We start from the raw sequence: 12,764 nt of genomic DNA, 5'->3' as shown, positions 1-12,764 counted from the left end.
CCTATTCCACGTCCGCAAACAGACCCTGCGGAACCGTTGTGGCCTGACCAACCAGCTCGGCGCCACCTAATTCTGCCATCAACGCCAGCATCGTGTTGGCGGCATCTTCGTCAACCGGACCCCGATCAGGGATGCCCGCAATCCAGTCGGATTTAAGCTGTTCAAACTGCGCATCAGCCTTTGCGTTCATCCTTGGCCTGATCGCCTCCCACGCGTCTGGTGAGGTTGCCAAAAGCTGCTTGGCGTCTCGGCTTGCCGCAAACAAGCCCTGCGCCAGACCGGGATTGTCGTTCAGAAAGCTCTCTTTCAGATAATACCCCAGCAAGGGTGTGTCTGTGTCCAATCCCAACGCCTCCCCTGCCTGCTCGACCGAGATCAGCTCTTTCATGCCAGACGCTTTCATTTTGGCCAGAAAATGCCAGAAATTGATTGCCCCGGCATAATCGCCGCCCAATGCTGATTTGAAGATCAGCGGCGGTGCCCCGAACACCTGTTCGGTGTCCGCCTTGAGGTCCATATCGTATTCCTGCGCCGCATAGGCCCTCAGGATCAGCCAGGATTTGTCCAGCGGTCCGCCCGCTATGCCAATCTTCCCACCAGCCAGATCTTTCAGGCTGCTGGCAGCGCTGTCAGCTGGCACCACAACACCGCCGACCGCCTTGGAATATGGAATGAACACATAGTCTTTGCCAGCCGCCCTTTGGCGCGCCACCCAGATCCAATCCGCTACTGCCAGATCAGCCTCGCCGCCTTCGACCGCGATACGTGTCGCGCCGTTGTCGGCAAAGGGCTGAACCTCAAGCGTAAACCCGTGTTTCTTGTCCAACCCGTTCAGCCGGATGGTCTCCAATTCCCAATTCACAGTGCCAATCTTCAGCACAGCGGCGCGAACTGTTGGCAGTGTGTCGGCTGACACAACGCCCGCCGCAAAGACGAGCGCTGTGCAAAAGGCGTATAGTGCTTTCATTGCCTTATCCTGATTTCAAATCACGCTATTCGGCCTTGCGGCTGACCTCATTGAGGTCTTTGTCCAACTTGATATCGAACTGATTGCCGCCTTTGCAGATCACGTCATCAAGGTCATAACCGTCGTCTTCCACCTCAATATCATCGGGGTCCATCTGGCACTCGACAGACGCCAGATATGCCTCGATCTTGCCGACAGTTTCCACGTCTACCTCATCCGCCAGCGCCGGCGAGGCAACACAAGCCAGAAGGGCCAATACACCAATCTTTTTCATACTTTGTCCTTTCATCATTGAATACTGATGGTCACTTTCTGAGTTTCGCCAGTGGACCCGGGGATACGAATTTCGTGACTGCCAGGTTTGATCGCTATGAACGACAGCTCGGCAACGCCGGCCTTATCAAACTCGATACTGTCCACGGCCATCGGGCGAATTTCGATCTTGTTGATGACAATCTCATTCATCCAGATTGCCCGAAAGAACGAAGGGCCTTCGATGGCCAGCTCAGCCGATCCGTCTGCGGTGATCTCCAGCTTGTAATACGCACCGGATTGCAGCACGACATCCTCACCCAACGGTTGCCCCGAGGCGAGCGTCAGCTGGATGGTTTCCCCGCGATTGCACTTTGCCAGGAGCCCTGCAAACCCCAGATCATCGCAAAGTGGCGCCGCCGATACCGGCCCGCCCAGTGTCGCAACCAGGGCTGCGGTCAATAGCTTCTTCATTCCCGTTCCTCCCAGAACATCAGTCAATCGTCACAACGCCCCAAGGCTGTTGGCCGACCTGTACGGATTTGATCGCTTTTTCTGTCGCGACATCGATTATGGTTATGTCGTTGGAATTGCCGTTCGTTGTCAGCAGGTACTTCTCGTCGGGCGTGAAATCCAACTGCCAGACGCGCTGCCCCACAAGGATGTAGTCCAGAACCTCAAGGCTTTGCGCGTCGACAACGGCTACGCGATTTGCCGGACCCAACGCAACAAATAGACGCTTGCCATCTGACGTGACTTTGGCACCGACAGGCTGCAACCATTCGGGCTGAACACCTGCCACTTCAAAGCTGATCTTGCCGACAACCGTGGGTGTCCCGTCTTCAGCGATGTCCATGACGGACACCGTTCCGCCAATCTCTGACGTTACAAACAAACGCGACCCATCTGCCGAGTATTGCGCGTAGCGCGGGCGCTGATCGACCAGAATATTGTGTTTGATTGTATAATCCTCGGTCGAGATGAAATGCGCCATATTGGTGGTCTCAGACGTGTTCACCACGAATTTCGCATCCGGGCTCATCCCCATGCCTTCGGGTTCGACACCAACCGGCACCTCGGCCAGAACGGTACGCGTTTCCGTGTCCGTGACCGTCACAAGGTTGTCGTCCTCATTGGCGATGTACAGTCGTTTTCCCGACGGCTCGAGAATGAACAGCTCAGGGTCAGGCCCTGATGGCAGGCTCGGTAGCTCTTCGTATGTCTCGGTATCGAACACTCGAATGATATTGTCATCCGAGGCACAGACATACAGCTTGCTTCCATCCGGGCTGACCGTGATGCCGCGGGGTCTGTTCCCGCCCGGAAACTCGGTAATGACCTCCCACGTATCGGTATCGACGACGGTGATTGTGTTGCCTCGTTCATTCGAGACAAAGGCCTTCCCGGCGAAAACCGGACCCGCAATCAATGCGGCAAGAGCGGTGGATAACAATATGTGTTTCATAGCATCTCCGGTTAATCAAAAGCCGTGCATTTGGATTCCGCCCGATCCAGACCCATCGTATCGAGCGGGGAGCTCTGGTGCAGAAACCCGTCCTGAGGGCTGACGCTGACAGTGATTGACCCATCATACAGCAGGATCGGCTGGCGCAATTGTCCGTTCCACTCGCGAAACGTCACCTTTTGCCCTTTGAAGGCCGCCAGTTCGAACTCATCCGACACTGCATAGTCGTGCACACCGTCCGGGTCTGACGTATTCGCACGCGTCACCGCCTCGCCAATCACGCGCAATGCCAACCAGACATTGTAGTCTTCAGGTCTGACATATCGTCCAGTCAACTCTTCGAACCGGGTTTGATATTGCGTTGCACCCCAAGCCTCATGCGCGCCATGGAATGTCACAGGGCGCAAGCCACCGGACCCCATAACCGGGCGCGGTGTCCAAAGGTGATAGGACAGGTATCGGCCGAAATAGTCGCTTTCGTCGGCCGCTATCACCACATCATGATCACGCGCACCTTGCGTATCAATGGGCAGCTGACGCTGCACCAATACGTGGCCAGAATCTGTCCGTCGCGATCCACCGGTGTCTTCAAAAGTACGATCTTCGGAGATTTTTGCACCAAACTTGGTTGCCGAACGGCGATAGGCATCAGCCAGCTTCACATCATCCGGGTTCGATCCCGCCAGCAAGAACCAATCGCCCCATTTCTTCCAGACCGCAAACTGCGCGACAGCATCCGTGTTCATCGCGCGCGACGGCGCAATGTGCAGCAGGTTGCGCCGACAATTTGCGTCGCGCAGGTCAACTTCAGGCGCGGATGCGTTGAATACCAGCGCTCCAGCTTCGGCCGCCTTATCTGTCAGGCGTAAGACATCCGGGGCGTCGGCCAAAACAACAAACAGGCGAACCCCTTCGGCCAATAGCTGATCCATCGCGTCATCTGCCTGCTCAGGCGGAACAGCAAGATGAGCGGTTTCATATGTGTGGCCCAGAAAGCTACCGGTTGTGCCGTTATCCTCATCACCCAGAACGGCCCCTGCAAAACCCAAGTCATCTGGTTTCAGGTCATATCGCGAAATCGGAAGTAGCGTTGGATAGTCGATCCTCAGAACCGCAGCCTTAACGTCAATCGCCACAGCCGAAACTGCCGAGACGCACCAGATCAATGCCGCGAAAAGCGGTATCAAGCGATTGTTCAAGATCTCCTCCCATGGCCCGCGTGGTTGAGAGCGGGTCCCTAACAAAGGCGGACCGCCTTACAAAACGGAACCGATACTTTTGGCCGTGTTGTAAATCCAAGCCTATCAGCTTCATCATGAAGCTCGATTCTTATTTTTTAAGAATGTGCGTAGGCAATTGATCTTGCTTCTGTTTCTCGCAGCTTTCGCCTGATCGCGAAGACTGGCCTTAAAGGTTTGCACCGACGGACCCCCGCGGCAACGTCAGAGGATCACGTATCAGTGACAGAAGCGGGTCAGCGTTAGCGCTTTCTGGGAGGAAACAGAATGAATCGACGAACCTTTGTTGCAACTATCGCGGCGGCTTCGGCGCCTGGCGCTGTCTGGGCACATGGCCCGACCCGCCAAAAAGTTACCCTGACGGCCGAAGTCGCAGCCCCCCCAGAAGACGTCTGGGCAGCCATCGGAAATTTTGACGACATGTCCTGGCACCCTGCGGTGTTTTCTACGGAAGGCGAAGGTGAGAACGAGATTGACGCGACACGGTTACTGACGCTTGGGCAAGACGGCGGACCCACGATTGCAGAGGTTCTGTATAAACACAGCGCCGAGAAGATGAGCTATTCCTACCGGATAACGGCGGTCGAGGTCGAAGTTCTGCCGGTAACCAACTACTCGTCACATCTGACCGTAAAGCCCCGTGACGGAGGCGGATCGATCATCGAATGGCGCGGCGCGTTTTATCGTGGATACCCCAATAACGATCCACCCGCCGAACTGAATGACGAAGCAGCTGTGGCTGCCGTGACGGGCGTCTATCAGGCCGGTCTGGATGCTTTGGTCGAACGCTTTGGCGCCGCAAGCTGAGCTCGGTTTGGCATTGTTTCTAGCTGCGACCGCTAGCGCTGCGCCTGCAGACACTGCCTTTGTGACTTGCCAGAACGGTGAGGAACTAAGCCGCATCGACGTGACCGAGATGCACGAAACCGACCGCTGGCCCCTGCCCGGCAAACCAGCTGGTGTTGCGGTCGGTGCACACGGCGACCTGTTCACGGTGTCGGCCGGCAGCAAGACGATCCAACGCCTTTCCACAAAAACCGGCGAGATATTGTCGCAGATCGTGCTGGACGGCGGCCCGATCGGCATCGCGCAGGACCCTCGGCAGGGACGACTGTTCGTGTCGGATTGGTACAACGCCCGGCTGTGGGTCTTGGATGACAAGACTTTGGAAACACAAACGGAAATAACTACGGGAGAGGCTCCGGCTGGCATAGCCCTTTCGGGCGATGGGCGCTTTGTGGCCTCGGCTGACAAAGATGCCGATCAGGTATCGGTTTTCGATGCTGGAACCCTACAGCCGCTGCACCGTATTCCCGTAGGAACCCGTCCCTTTGGGTTGGGCTTTGCTCCGGATGGACGGCTGTTTGTGGGCAATGTGGGCAGCAATGACGTCAGTGTCCTGGATGCCGAAAGCGGTAAAAGACTTGCTACCGTTCCAGTTGGGGAACGACCCTATGGCATTGCCTTCGCCAACAACCACGCTTTTGTGACCAACCAGTATTCCAACACGCTCACCGCGATCTCACTGGACACGCTCGAACCCGAGGCAACGATTGATGTCGGAGAGTATCCCGAAGGCATCGATGTCACAGCTAAAGGTGACCTGTTGGTCATCGCCAACTGGTTCGACAACACCGTCAGTTTCGTGGACCCGGATACTATGTCCGTGGTAAGAACATTGGAAACCTGCGATGGGCCCCGCGCTTTCGGCAGATTTTTGGAAGGAGGAAGACAATGAGAACTTCTTGCCTGATCGCGTCCCTGCTTTGCCTATTGGCTCTGCCGGCCTGGGCGTCGAACGAAGCATGGGAGAATGTGCGGGCGTTGCTATACGGCGACCGGGCCATGCTGAACGGCGATGATCTGATCGCCATTGATGCCCCCTATCGCACGCCGGATGATGCCCGTGCTGAATTGGCCGCGCAGATTGTAGCCCCCAAGGGGGTAAATGTCGCCAAAGTAACTCTGGTCTTGGATGAAAACCCGATGCCGGTCTCTGCCGTGTTCGAGTTGGAAAAGCCGCTGCCCAGTTTCTACTTTGACGTGACGATGCGAGTAAACGGCCCAACACCCATGCATGTCATTGCGGAAACCACAGACGGGCGACTTTGGGTTTCGGAAACCTTTGTCAAAACATCCGGTTTGGGTGCGTGTTCTGCACCTCCGGGAACCGATCCGGAACTGGCCATAGCGAACTTGGGTACGATGGAGGCTGAACTGGTCGGCCGTGTCCCCGCGCTCGATACACGTACCCGGCTTTCGAACCTTGGTGCGAACCGAGCCAACAAGATGGATCTGAACATCGACCACCCCTCGCATTCCGGAATGCAAATGGACCAGATTTCCCTGCTGTTCATTCCAATGCGCTACGTGGAAACCGTAGATATCGACCTTGATGGTGCCGGCTATATCGAGATGACCGGATCGATTTCCCTATCCGAGAACCCGCGTGTCGGCATTTCGGTGCCAAGCAAAGCGCAGTCGGTGGATGTTACCATGACAGATACAGACGGCACGGTCAGTCACCTGCATAAGGATCTGGCGGGGTTCTAGACTACCCGCCTTCGGCCACTGGCTGACCCGGTTCCGGTTTCACCCGTTCGAGAGGGTAGCCCCACAAAGCCCAACCATCGGTGCCTTCGGGCAGCCAATAGACGCTGCCATAGCCCCATTCGATGGCGCGCCGGGCAGCGTTCCAGCTCATCCAGCAATCCTCCAGGCAGAAGAAGACAACTGCTCGGCTGGTGTCACCGTCGGTCACCTCTTCCAAACCCTTGCGGAAATAGTCAGCGGTGACATCGGCAATGGCCCCATAGCCTACGTTCGGCAACCAGATTGCACCCGGAATACTGTTACGAGGCTTGTCCCGCCAGATCGTGCCTTTGGGCAGGTTGGCCGGTTTCGGGGCTTGCGGCAGGACGTCGATAAAGACCGCGCTTTGCTCCTGCCACAAAGCATGCGCCTCTTCCGGGCCGATGGCTGCACCGCCGGTTATCTGGTCGGGCACCGGCGCCCGATAGTGATCCATTCGATAATCTGAGGGTTCCGGGACGGTTTGCGCGGTCGCAGCGGTGGCCATTAGAACAAACGCCGCAAGGGCGCGGATCATTGTGACAGCTCCAAAACCTCGGTTCCCAGATCGTTGACCAGCGGAACACCCGCCTCGGCCAGCACCCCGTTGATTTCGTCCTGATTGCGACGGATCAGGGAATTCAGCTGCCGCTGCCACACTTTCTCACCCTGACGCACACCCATGGTAATACGATAGAACAGGCGCGGCGGCAGCTCTTCCTTAACCAAGGGGACCACTTTGAAGTCCGGATAGTCGCTTTTGACTAGCGGTCCGCCCAAAGGACCCCATAGAACAGCAGCTTCGATTTCACCGGATTGCAAGTCATTCAACATGTCAATTGCAGGGCTTTCGACACGACGATCTACAAACAAATTATAAGGTTTGGCCTGTCCGATCAAACCATTGCGCGCCATGTGGGCAGCCGGGGGTGTACCCGCAATGATCCCGATCCGCCGCCCCTTGAGCGCGGGATCATTCAGAGTGTCGACCTCTGCAAGTTCACCGTTTTTAGGGACGATCAACGAATAGGCGGACGTGTAATAATGATTGGTGTTTTGTACCAACTCGTGCCCTTGCGCGTATCCGATCACAACATCACAGCGCTTGGCAGCCAAGGTGTTCCGAATGAAGCCGGTGGCCTGAGGAAACCATGTGTATTGTACCGGAAGCTCCAGTTTTGCTGCGATCAGCTCGGCCAGTTTGTTTTCATATCCTGACCCATCTTTGGAGGAGACGGGGAAATTTGCCGGGTCTGCGCAGACGCGAAACGCGTTTTTTGAAACCAGATCGGATGTTTGCGCGATAGCGGGCTGCGCCTGGCTGATCCAAACCGTGAGCCCCAACACTGTCAGAAAGGCATTAGCCCATGCACGCATCTTCATCCTCGCGGATCACATCCGATTTTGCTTCTTTCTTCGGGGGCCGACCGCGTGGGATCGTACCGGAACCATGGGCTTTCAGATAAACATAAATGTCGTCCAGAAAGCACATCACATTCGGGTTGTCGCCAAATCCGGGCATCACCGAGTTTTCGGCCGCGTTGATCACCTGCCGACCATTGGTGACGACATCAACGAAGTCGTAATAATCCATATCCAGCGCGGATTGCTTCAGCGCAGGCGCGTAGGTCGAACCTTCTCCGTCTGGACCATGACACACATGGCATTCCGCATGATAGCGACGAAATCCTGAAAACGTCGGCCAGTCCACCGTTCCATCTTCTGCGACATTGAACGTAGGGACATCGTCATCCGTGAAAGATCGACCGTCCTCGGTGTACTCGACGGCTAGATTGTCAGCCGCTGCGGCCAGAGGAAGACAGATAATCGCAAAAGGGGCCAAAAGACGTACTGCTAGGATCATGAAATTCTCGTTTGCTGTAGCTGAAAGTCTGGCGCAACCATCGCGGGCCGCGCCAGACACTATTTGGCTTAGTTCGGCAGTGCGAACACAGTTAGCTGACCACCAAGCGCGGTGTAGTCGCTAAGAGCGGCATAGCCACCCACGGCGCCCAGACCGTCATTCGGATTGGTCAGACCAGCCGCAAGACCAATGCCGGCCCAGCCACCAACACCTGACAGGATGCCAATGTACTGCTTACCGCCATGTTCATAGGTCATCACGTTGCCGATGATACCCGATGGTGTCTTGAACTTGTAGAGTTCTTCACCAGTCTCGGCATGAACAGCCTTCAGATACCCTTCGAGCGTGCCGTAGAACACAACATCACCTGCAGTCGCCAGAGCACCCGACCAAACCGAGAACTGCTCGGGGATCGACCACTTGATGGAACCGTCGGTGTTATCCCAGGCTATGAAGTTCCCCATACCGCCATGGCTATCCGGTGCCGGATACATTGCCAGCGTCGCACCCACATAGGGCTGACCAGCGGTGTAAGACACGCGGAACGGCTCATAGTCCATGCAGACGTGGTTTGTCGGCACGTACATAAGCTCGGTCTTAGGCGAATAGGCAGCAGGCTGTTGGTCTTTGGTACCCAAAGCCGCCGGGCAGATACCGGTCGAGTTTACGTCCTCGCCGTTCTGTTCCGTCGAGTACTGAGCGACCACCGCCGGACGACCATAGGTTTCGCTGTTGGGGTCCATATCGACACCCGTGGTCCAGTTGACCACCGGATCGAATTTCTCGGCCACAAGCAGTTCACCCGTGACACGGTCCATGGTGTACCCAAGACCATTCCGGTCAAAATGGGTCAGCAACTTGCGTTGCTCGCCATCAATTTCCTGTTCCGTCAGGATCATTTCATTGATGCCGTCATAGTCCCATTCATCATGCGGCGTCATTTGATAGAACCACTTGGCCATACCGGTGTCGATATCGCGCGCCATGACAGTCATCGACCAGCGATTGTCGCCGGGCCGCTGCGCCGGGTTCCATGTCGATGGGTTCCCGGTACCATAGTACATCAGGTTTTCTTCCAGATCGGCTGAATACCAGCCCCAGGTGGTGCCGCCACCGATCTTCCACTGGTCGCCTTCCCATGTGTTGGTTCCGGAATCCGTACCCACTGGGGTACCTAGATGGGTGGTGTTTTCCGGATCAACCAGGATGTCTGAATCCGGACCCATGGAATAGGCACGCCAGACCTGCTCGCCCGAGCTCATGTCGTAGGCTGTAACCGACCCACGCACACCGAACTCACCACCAGAGATACCGACGATGACCTTATCTTTAATAGGCAGCACGGTTGCAGTGTTGGTTTCCCCAATTGCCGGGTCACCATTTTGCACTTCCCAAACGACGTCGCCGGTATTGGCATCCAGAGCAACAAGCTTGGTGTCAGCCTGATGCAGGAAAATCTTACCATCTGCATACGCCACACCGCGGTTCACGGTGTCACAGCACATCACCGGGATAACGTCCGGGTCCTGCTTTGGTTCATACTTCCAAACGATCTTGCCGTCATTGGCCAGATCCAACGCATAGACGATGTTCGGGAACGGTGTATGGACATACATCATGTCACCGATCACCAGCGGAGAACCTTCGTGCCCGCGCAGAACACCGGTCGAGAATGTCCACGCAACCTGCAGATCCCCGACGTTATCGGATGTAATCTGGTCCAGTGCGGAATAGCGTTGGTTCTTGTAGTCACCGGTCTGGATCGCCCATTGTTTTGAGTTCTCCATCTGGGAAACCAGGTCGTCATTTGCAAAAGCCGCAGAGGCCAGACAGATGGCGATCCCGGAGGTCAAAAGCGATAGCTTTTTCATTCATTTTCCTCCCTTTGGTGCGGCGTCTTCGCCGCTATGACACACCTCACCCTTGCCGGATTGCGGTGTCTTTACTTGCTCGTCCGTCAAGCCCCTCCTTGGGCTAAACGACGGGCGAGCAACTCAGTGTCTCACGAGCCTTCGTCTTCAAAGGTCGCAAGATATGCGATTATGTTGACCCGGTCGTCTTCCTTGCGCAGACCAGCAAAGGTCATCTTGATGCCTTTGGCATAGTCGCGCGGCTTGGTCAGAAACACGTCCAGTTCTTCCGGCGTCCAGACAAGCCCTTCCTCGGACAGCGTCATCAATACCGGAGAGTACCCAAAGCCTTCGACGGTGGCCGCCTGACGGCCCACAATCCCGTTCAGCATAGGCCCAACCTTGTTTTCGGCACCCTCACCAACGGCGTGGCAAGCTTTGCACTTGCGAAACACCTTTTTGCCTGCCTCGACATCTCCTTCGGCGCTTGCAATTACCGGTGCAAGCATCAGACATGCTGCTGATATTACTGTTCTTAACACTCTCGATCTTTCCTTGCTGTTTTCATTAGCTGAGACGCTCGGCGTGCCATGCGACATGGTCCCGCGCAAAACTGTTCACGAAGAAGTACGAATGGTCATAGCCCTGTTGAATTCTGATCTGTCCGGGCTGGCGGCGCTTGGCCATCATATTGGCCAACGCTTCGGGTTTAAGCAGATCCAGGAATTGGTCGTCCGCACCCTGGTCGATTAACAAGTCACCCTTCCAACCGTGCTCTTCCAGCAGCAAGGTCGAGTCGTGCTCGGACCAGGTGCTTTCATCATCCCCGAGATAACTGCTGAGTTGCTTTCGGCCCCAATCAGATTGCGTCGGATGCGCGATTGGAGCAAAGGCCGAAAGCGATCCGAACAAATCCGCGTTGCGCATGGCGATCGTCAACGCACCGTGCCCGCCCATGGAATGACCAGTAATGCCTTGCTGATCCTGTACAGGAAAGGTCTTCAGAACAATCTCACGCAGTTCCTCGACAATGTAATCATACATGCGGAAATGCGACTTCCAGGGTTCGCGCGTCGCATTGACATAAAACCCGGCCCCTTGCCCAAGGTCATAGGCGTCATCATCTGCCACGGTGCTTCCGCGCGGGGACGTGTCCGGGAAGATCACCGCAACGCCATAATCTGCAGCTGCCTCTTGGAAACCACCTTTGGTCATTGCGTTTTCGTGGGTGCAGGTCAGACCAGACAAATACCACAACAGCGGAACAGGCCCTTGCTTGGCCTGCGGGGGCAGATAAATTGCAAAGGTCATCTCACAATCGCAGGTCTCCGACTGGTGGGAATAGACGGTCTGTTCCCCCCCGAAACTGCGATTTTGTGTGATGACCTTCAGATCCATATCAGTACTCCACGACCGCGCGGATCGATTTGCCCTCATGCATCAGGTCAAACCCGTGGTTAATCTCATCAAGACTCAGCTTGTGGGTGATCATCGGGTCGATCTCGATCTTGCCGTCCATGTACCAATCGACGATCTTTGGAACATCGGTACGACCCTTCGCCCCGCCAAAAGCTGTTCCGCGCCAAGAGCGCCCTGTCACCAGTTGGAAGGGACGGGTCGAGATTTCGGCTCCAGCTGGTGCAACACCAATGATGATGCTTTCACCCCACCCTTTATGGGCGCATTCCAAGGCCGTCCGCATCACGCCGACATTGCCCGTCGCATCAAACGTGTAGTCCGCGCCGCCGCCCGTCAGCTCGACAAGATGCGCAACCAGATCACCGTCAATGGCCGAAGGGTTCACGAAATCGGTCATGCCGAAATGCTCCGCCATCTCAGCTTTGCCGTCGTTCAGGTCAACTCCGACGACCTGATCACTGCCAGCCATGCGGCAGCCCTGAATAACGTTCAGGCCAATTCCGCCTAAACCAAAGACCACACAGCGCGACCCGATTTCGACTTTTGCGGTGTTGATCACCGCGCCGATGCCGGTCGTGACGCCACACCCAATATAGCAAATTTTGTCAAACGGCGCATCCTTGCGCACCTTTGCCAACGCGATCTCGGGCACCACGGTGTGGTTGGCGAAGGTCGAGCATCCCATGTAGTGATGGATCGGCGTTCCGTCCAACATGCTGAACCGGGTGGTCCCGTCCGGAAGCAGTCCCGCACCTTGTGTAGCGCGCACTTTCTGACACAGGTTTGTCTTTGGATTCAGACAGTATTCGCATTCCCGACACTCAGGCGTGTAAAGCGGAATGACATGATCGCCAACCTCAAGGCTGGTGACACCCTCGCCAACCTCAAGCACAACACCTGCGCCTTCATGGCCCAAAATCGCGGGAAAAATACCTTCGGGGTCATCGCCCGAACGGGTAAATTCGTCAGTATGACAAAGGCCAGTCGCCTTGACCTCGATCAGGACCTCACCAGCCTTGGGGCCTTGCAACTCAACCTCCATAATTTCAAGAGGCTGGCCTGCCGCCACAGCAACTGCCGCGCGTGTTCTCATGTTAATCTGTCCTCCCATTCCCGAACACAAATAGAATCCGGGTGT

General features: G+C 56.0%; 15 protein-coding genes. 3 read left to right on the top strand and 12 right to left on the bottom strand.

The features are described from left to right. Position 1: 1 nt before the first annotated feature. From Q1B21_RS15940 to Q1B21_RS15920, 5 genes are read right to left on the bottom strand one after another with little or no spacing between them, the layout of a single operon-like run. Positions 2-967, bottom strand: coding sequence for an ABC transporter substrate-binding protein (locus tag Q1B21_RS15940; protein WP_299890841.1), 966 nt, complete (start codon positions 965-967; stop codon positions 2-4). Between the two features lie 25 nt (positions 968-992). Beyond that, on the bottom strand, positions 993-1,241 hold the full coding sequence (locus tag Q1B21_RS15935; RefSeq protein WP_298936255.1) for a PepSY domain-containing protein: 249 nt from the start codon (positions 1,239-1,241) through the stop codon (positions 993-995). A gap of 14 nt (positions 1,242-1,255) precedes the next feature. After that, positions 1,256-1,693, bottom strand: coding sequence for a hypothetical protein (locus Q1B21_RS15930; protein WP_298936253.1), 438 nt, complete (start codon positions 1,691-1,693; stop codon positions 1,256-1,258). 19 nt (positions 1,694-1,712) lie between these two features. Beyond that, entirely contained in the window at positions 1,713-2,684 is a 972-nt protein-coding gene (locus Q1B21_RS15925) for a YVTN family beta-propeller repeat protein (protein ID WP_299081612.1), read from the bottom strand. An 11-nt stretch (positions 2,685-2,695) separates the two neighbouring features. After that, positions 2,696-3,868, bottom strand: a complete 1,173-nt coding sequence (locus Q1B21_RS15920; protein ID WP_299890963.1) for an ABC transporter substrate-binding protein — start codon at positions 3,866-3,868, stop codon at positions 2,696-2,698. A gap of 321 nt (positions 3,869-4,189) precedes the next feature. Between Q1B21_RS15920 and Q1B21_RS15915 the strand changes: the two genes are divergently transcribed. The 3 genes from Q1B21_RS15915 to Q1B21_RS15905 are packed head-to-tail and all read left to right on the top strand — an operon-like array spanning position 4,190 to position 6,475. Beyond that, a complete protein-coding gene (locus Q1B21_RS15915) occupies positions 4,190-4,729 on the top strand; it encodes an SRPBCC family protein (RefSeq protein ID WP_299890838.1) in 540 nt (179 codons plus the stop codon). After that, positions 4,695-5,660 carry a beta-propeller fold lactonase family protein gene (locus tag Q1B21_RS15910; RefSeq protein WP_299890836.1) on the top strand — a complete coding sequence of 322 codons (966 nt, stop codon included), beginning with the start codon at positions 4,695-4,697 and terminating at the stop codon, positions 5,658-5,660. The genes Q1B21_RS15915 and Q1B21_RS15910 overlap by 35 nt, the downstream gene beginning before the upstream one ends. Beyond that, positions 5,657-6,475 (top strand): quinoprotein dehydrogenase-associated SoxYZ-like carrier, encoded by an 819-nt coding sequence (locus Q1B21_RS15905; RefSeq protein WP_299890834.1) that lies wholly within the window; start codon positions 5,657-5,659, stop codon positions 6,473-6,475. The genes Q1B21_RS15910 and Q1B21_RS15905 overlap by 4 nt, the downstream gene beginning before the upstream one ends. 1 nt (position 6,476) lies before the next feature. On the opposite strand, the gene Q1B21_RS15900 is transcribed toward Q1B21_RS15905, so the two are convergent. From Q1B21_RS15900 to Q1B21_RS15870, 7 genes are all read right to left on the bottom strand, one after another. Beyond that, positions 6,477-7,031: a PQQ-dependent catabolism-associated CXXCW motif protein gene (locus Q1B21_RS15900; protein WP_299890832.1), complete on the bottom strand. Its 555-nt coding sequence runs from the start codon at positions 7,029-7,031 to the stop codon at positions 6,477-6,479. Next, positions 7,028-7,870: a substrate-binding domain-containing protein gene (locus Q1B21_RS15895; protein ID WP_299890830.1), complete on the bottom strand. Its 843-nt coding sequence runs from the start codon at positions 7,868-7,870 to the stop codon at positions 7,028-7,030. The genes Q1B21_RS15900 and Q1B21_RS15895 overlap by 4 nt, the downstream gene beginning before the upstream one ends. Then, on the bottom strand, positions 7,854-8,357 hold the full coding sequence (locus Q1B21_RS15890; RefSeq protein WP_298936247.1) for a c-type cytochrome, methanol metabolism-related: 504 nt from the start codon (positions 8,355-8,357) through the stop codon (positions 7,854-7,856). The genes Q1B21_RS15895 and Q1B21_RS15890 overlap by 17 nt, the downstream gene beginning before the upstream one ends. Positions 8,358-8,425: 68 nt before the next feature. After that, positions 8,426-10,228 (bottom strand): lanthanide-dependent methanol dehydrogenase XoxF5, encoded by a 1,803-nt coding sequence (xoxF5, locus tag Q1B21_RS15885; RefSeq protein WP_299890827.1) that lies wholly within the window; start codon positions 10,226-10,228, stop codon positions 8,426-8,428. Between the two features lie 131 nt (positions 10,229-10,359). Next, positions 10,360-10,716, bottom strand: a complete 357-nt coding sequence (locus Q1B21_RS15880; RefSeq protein WP_298936245.1) for a cytochrome c family protein — start codon at positions 10,714-10,716, stop codon at positions 10,360-10,362. A gap of 58 nt (positions 10,717-10,774) precedes the next feature. Then, positions 10,775-11,605 (bottom strand): S-formylglutathione hydrolase, encoded by an 831-nt coding sequence (gene fghA, locus Q1B21_RS15875; protein ID WP_298936244.1) that lies wholly within the window; start codon positions 11,603-11,605, stop codon positions 10,775-10,777. A 1-nt stretch (position 11,606) separates the two neighbouring features. Continuing rightward, complete coding sequence (locus tag Q1B21_RS15870) at positions 11,607-12,719, bottom strand: S-(hydroxymethyl)glutathione dehydrogenase/class III alcohol dehydrogenase (protein WP_299890825.1); 1,113 nt, start codon at positions 12,717-12,719, stop codon at positions 11,607-11,609. Positions 12,720-12,764: the final 45 nt, after the last annotated feature.

Source organism: uncultured Ruegeria sp., from assembly GCF_947504215.1.
GTDB lineage: Bacteria > Pseudomonadota > Alphaproteobacteria > Rhodobacterales > Rhodobacteraceae > Ruegeria.
The sequence above is the reverse complement of the archived record's forward strand: the minus strand, read 5'-3'. Positions and strand labels throughout refer to the sequence as shown.

What these genes read in the sequence shown, in the direction of transcription:
- fghA (WP_298936244.1), bottom strand. Translation starts at nt 11,605, where the DNA reads ATGGATCTGAAGGTCATCACACAAAATCGCAGTTTCGGGGGGGAACAG.
- Q1B21_RS15895 (WP_299890830.1), bottom strand. Translation starts at nt 7,870, where the DNA reads ATGCGTGCATGGGCTAATGCCTTTCTGACAGTGTTGGGGCTCACGGTT.
- Q1B21_RS15935 (WP_298936255.1), bottom strand. Translation starts at nt 1,241, where the DNA reads ATGAAAAAGATTGGTGTATTGGCCCTTCTGGCTTGTGTTGCCTCGCCG.
- Q1B21_RS15900 (WP_299890832.1), bottom strand. Translation starts at nt 7,031, where the DNA reads ATGATCCGCGCCCTTGCGGCGTTTGTTCTAATGGCCACCGCTGCGACC.
- Q1B21_RS15905 (WP_299890834.1), top strand. Translation starts at nt 5,657, where the DNA reads ATGAGAACTTCTTGCCTGATCGCGTCCCTGCTTTGCCTATTGGCTCTG.
- Q1B21_RS15870 (WP_299890825.1), bottom strand. Translation starts at nt 12,719, where the DNA reads ATGAGAACACGCGCGGCAGTTGCTGTGGCGGCAGGCCAGCCTCTTGAA.
- Q1B21_RS15880 (WP_298936245.1), bottom strand. Translation starts at nt 10,716, where the DNA reads ATGCTTGCACCGGTAATTGCAAGCGCCGAAGGAGATGTCGAGGCAGGC.
- Q1B21_RS15940 (WP_299890841.1), bottom strand. Translation starts at nt 967, where the DNA reads ATGAAAGCACTATACGCCTTTTGCACAGCGCTCGTCTTTGCGGCGGGC.
- Q1B21_RS15890 (WP_298936247.1), bottom strand. Translation starts at nt 8,357, where the DNA reads ATGATCCTAGCAGTACGTCTTTTGGCCCCTTTTGCGATTATCTGTCTT.
- Q1B21_RS15925 (WP_299081612.1), bottom strand. Translation starts at nt 2,684, where the DNA reads ATGAAACACATATTGTTATCCACCGCTCTTGCCGCATTGATTGCGGGT.
- Q1B21_RS15915 (WP_299890838.1), top strand. Translation starts at nt 4,190, where the DNA reads ATGAATCGACGAACCTTTGTTGCAACTATCGCGGCGGCTTCGGCGCCT.
- Q1B21_RS15930 (WP_298936253.1), bottom strand. Translation starts at nt 1,693, where the DNA reads ATGAAGAAGCTATTGACCGCAGCCCTGGTTGCGACACTGGGCGGGCCG.
- Q1B21_RS15910 (WP_299890836.1), top strand. Translation starts at nt 4,695, where the DNA reads ATGCTTTGGTCGAACGCTTTGGCGCCGCAAGCTGAGCTCGGTTTGGCA.
- xoxF5 (WP_299890827.1), bottom strand. Translation starts at nt 10,228, where the DNA reads ATGAAAAAGCTATCGCTTTTGACCTCCGGGATCGCCATCTGTCTGGCC.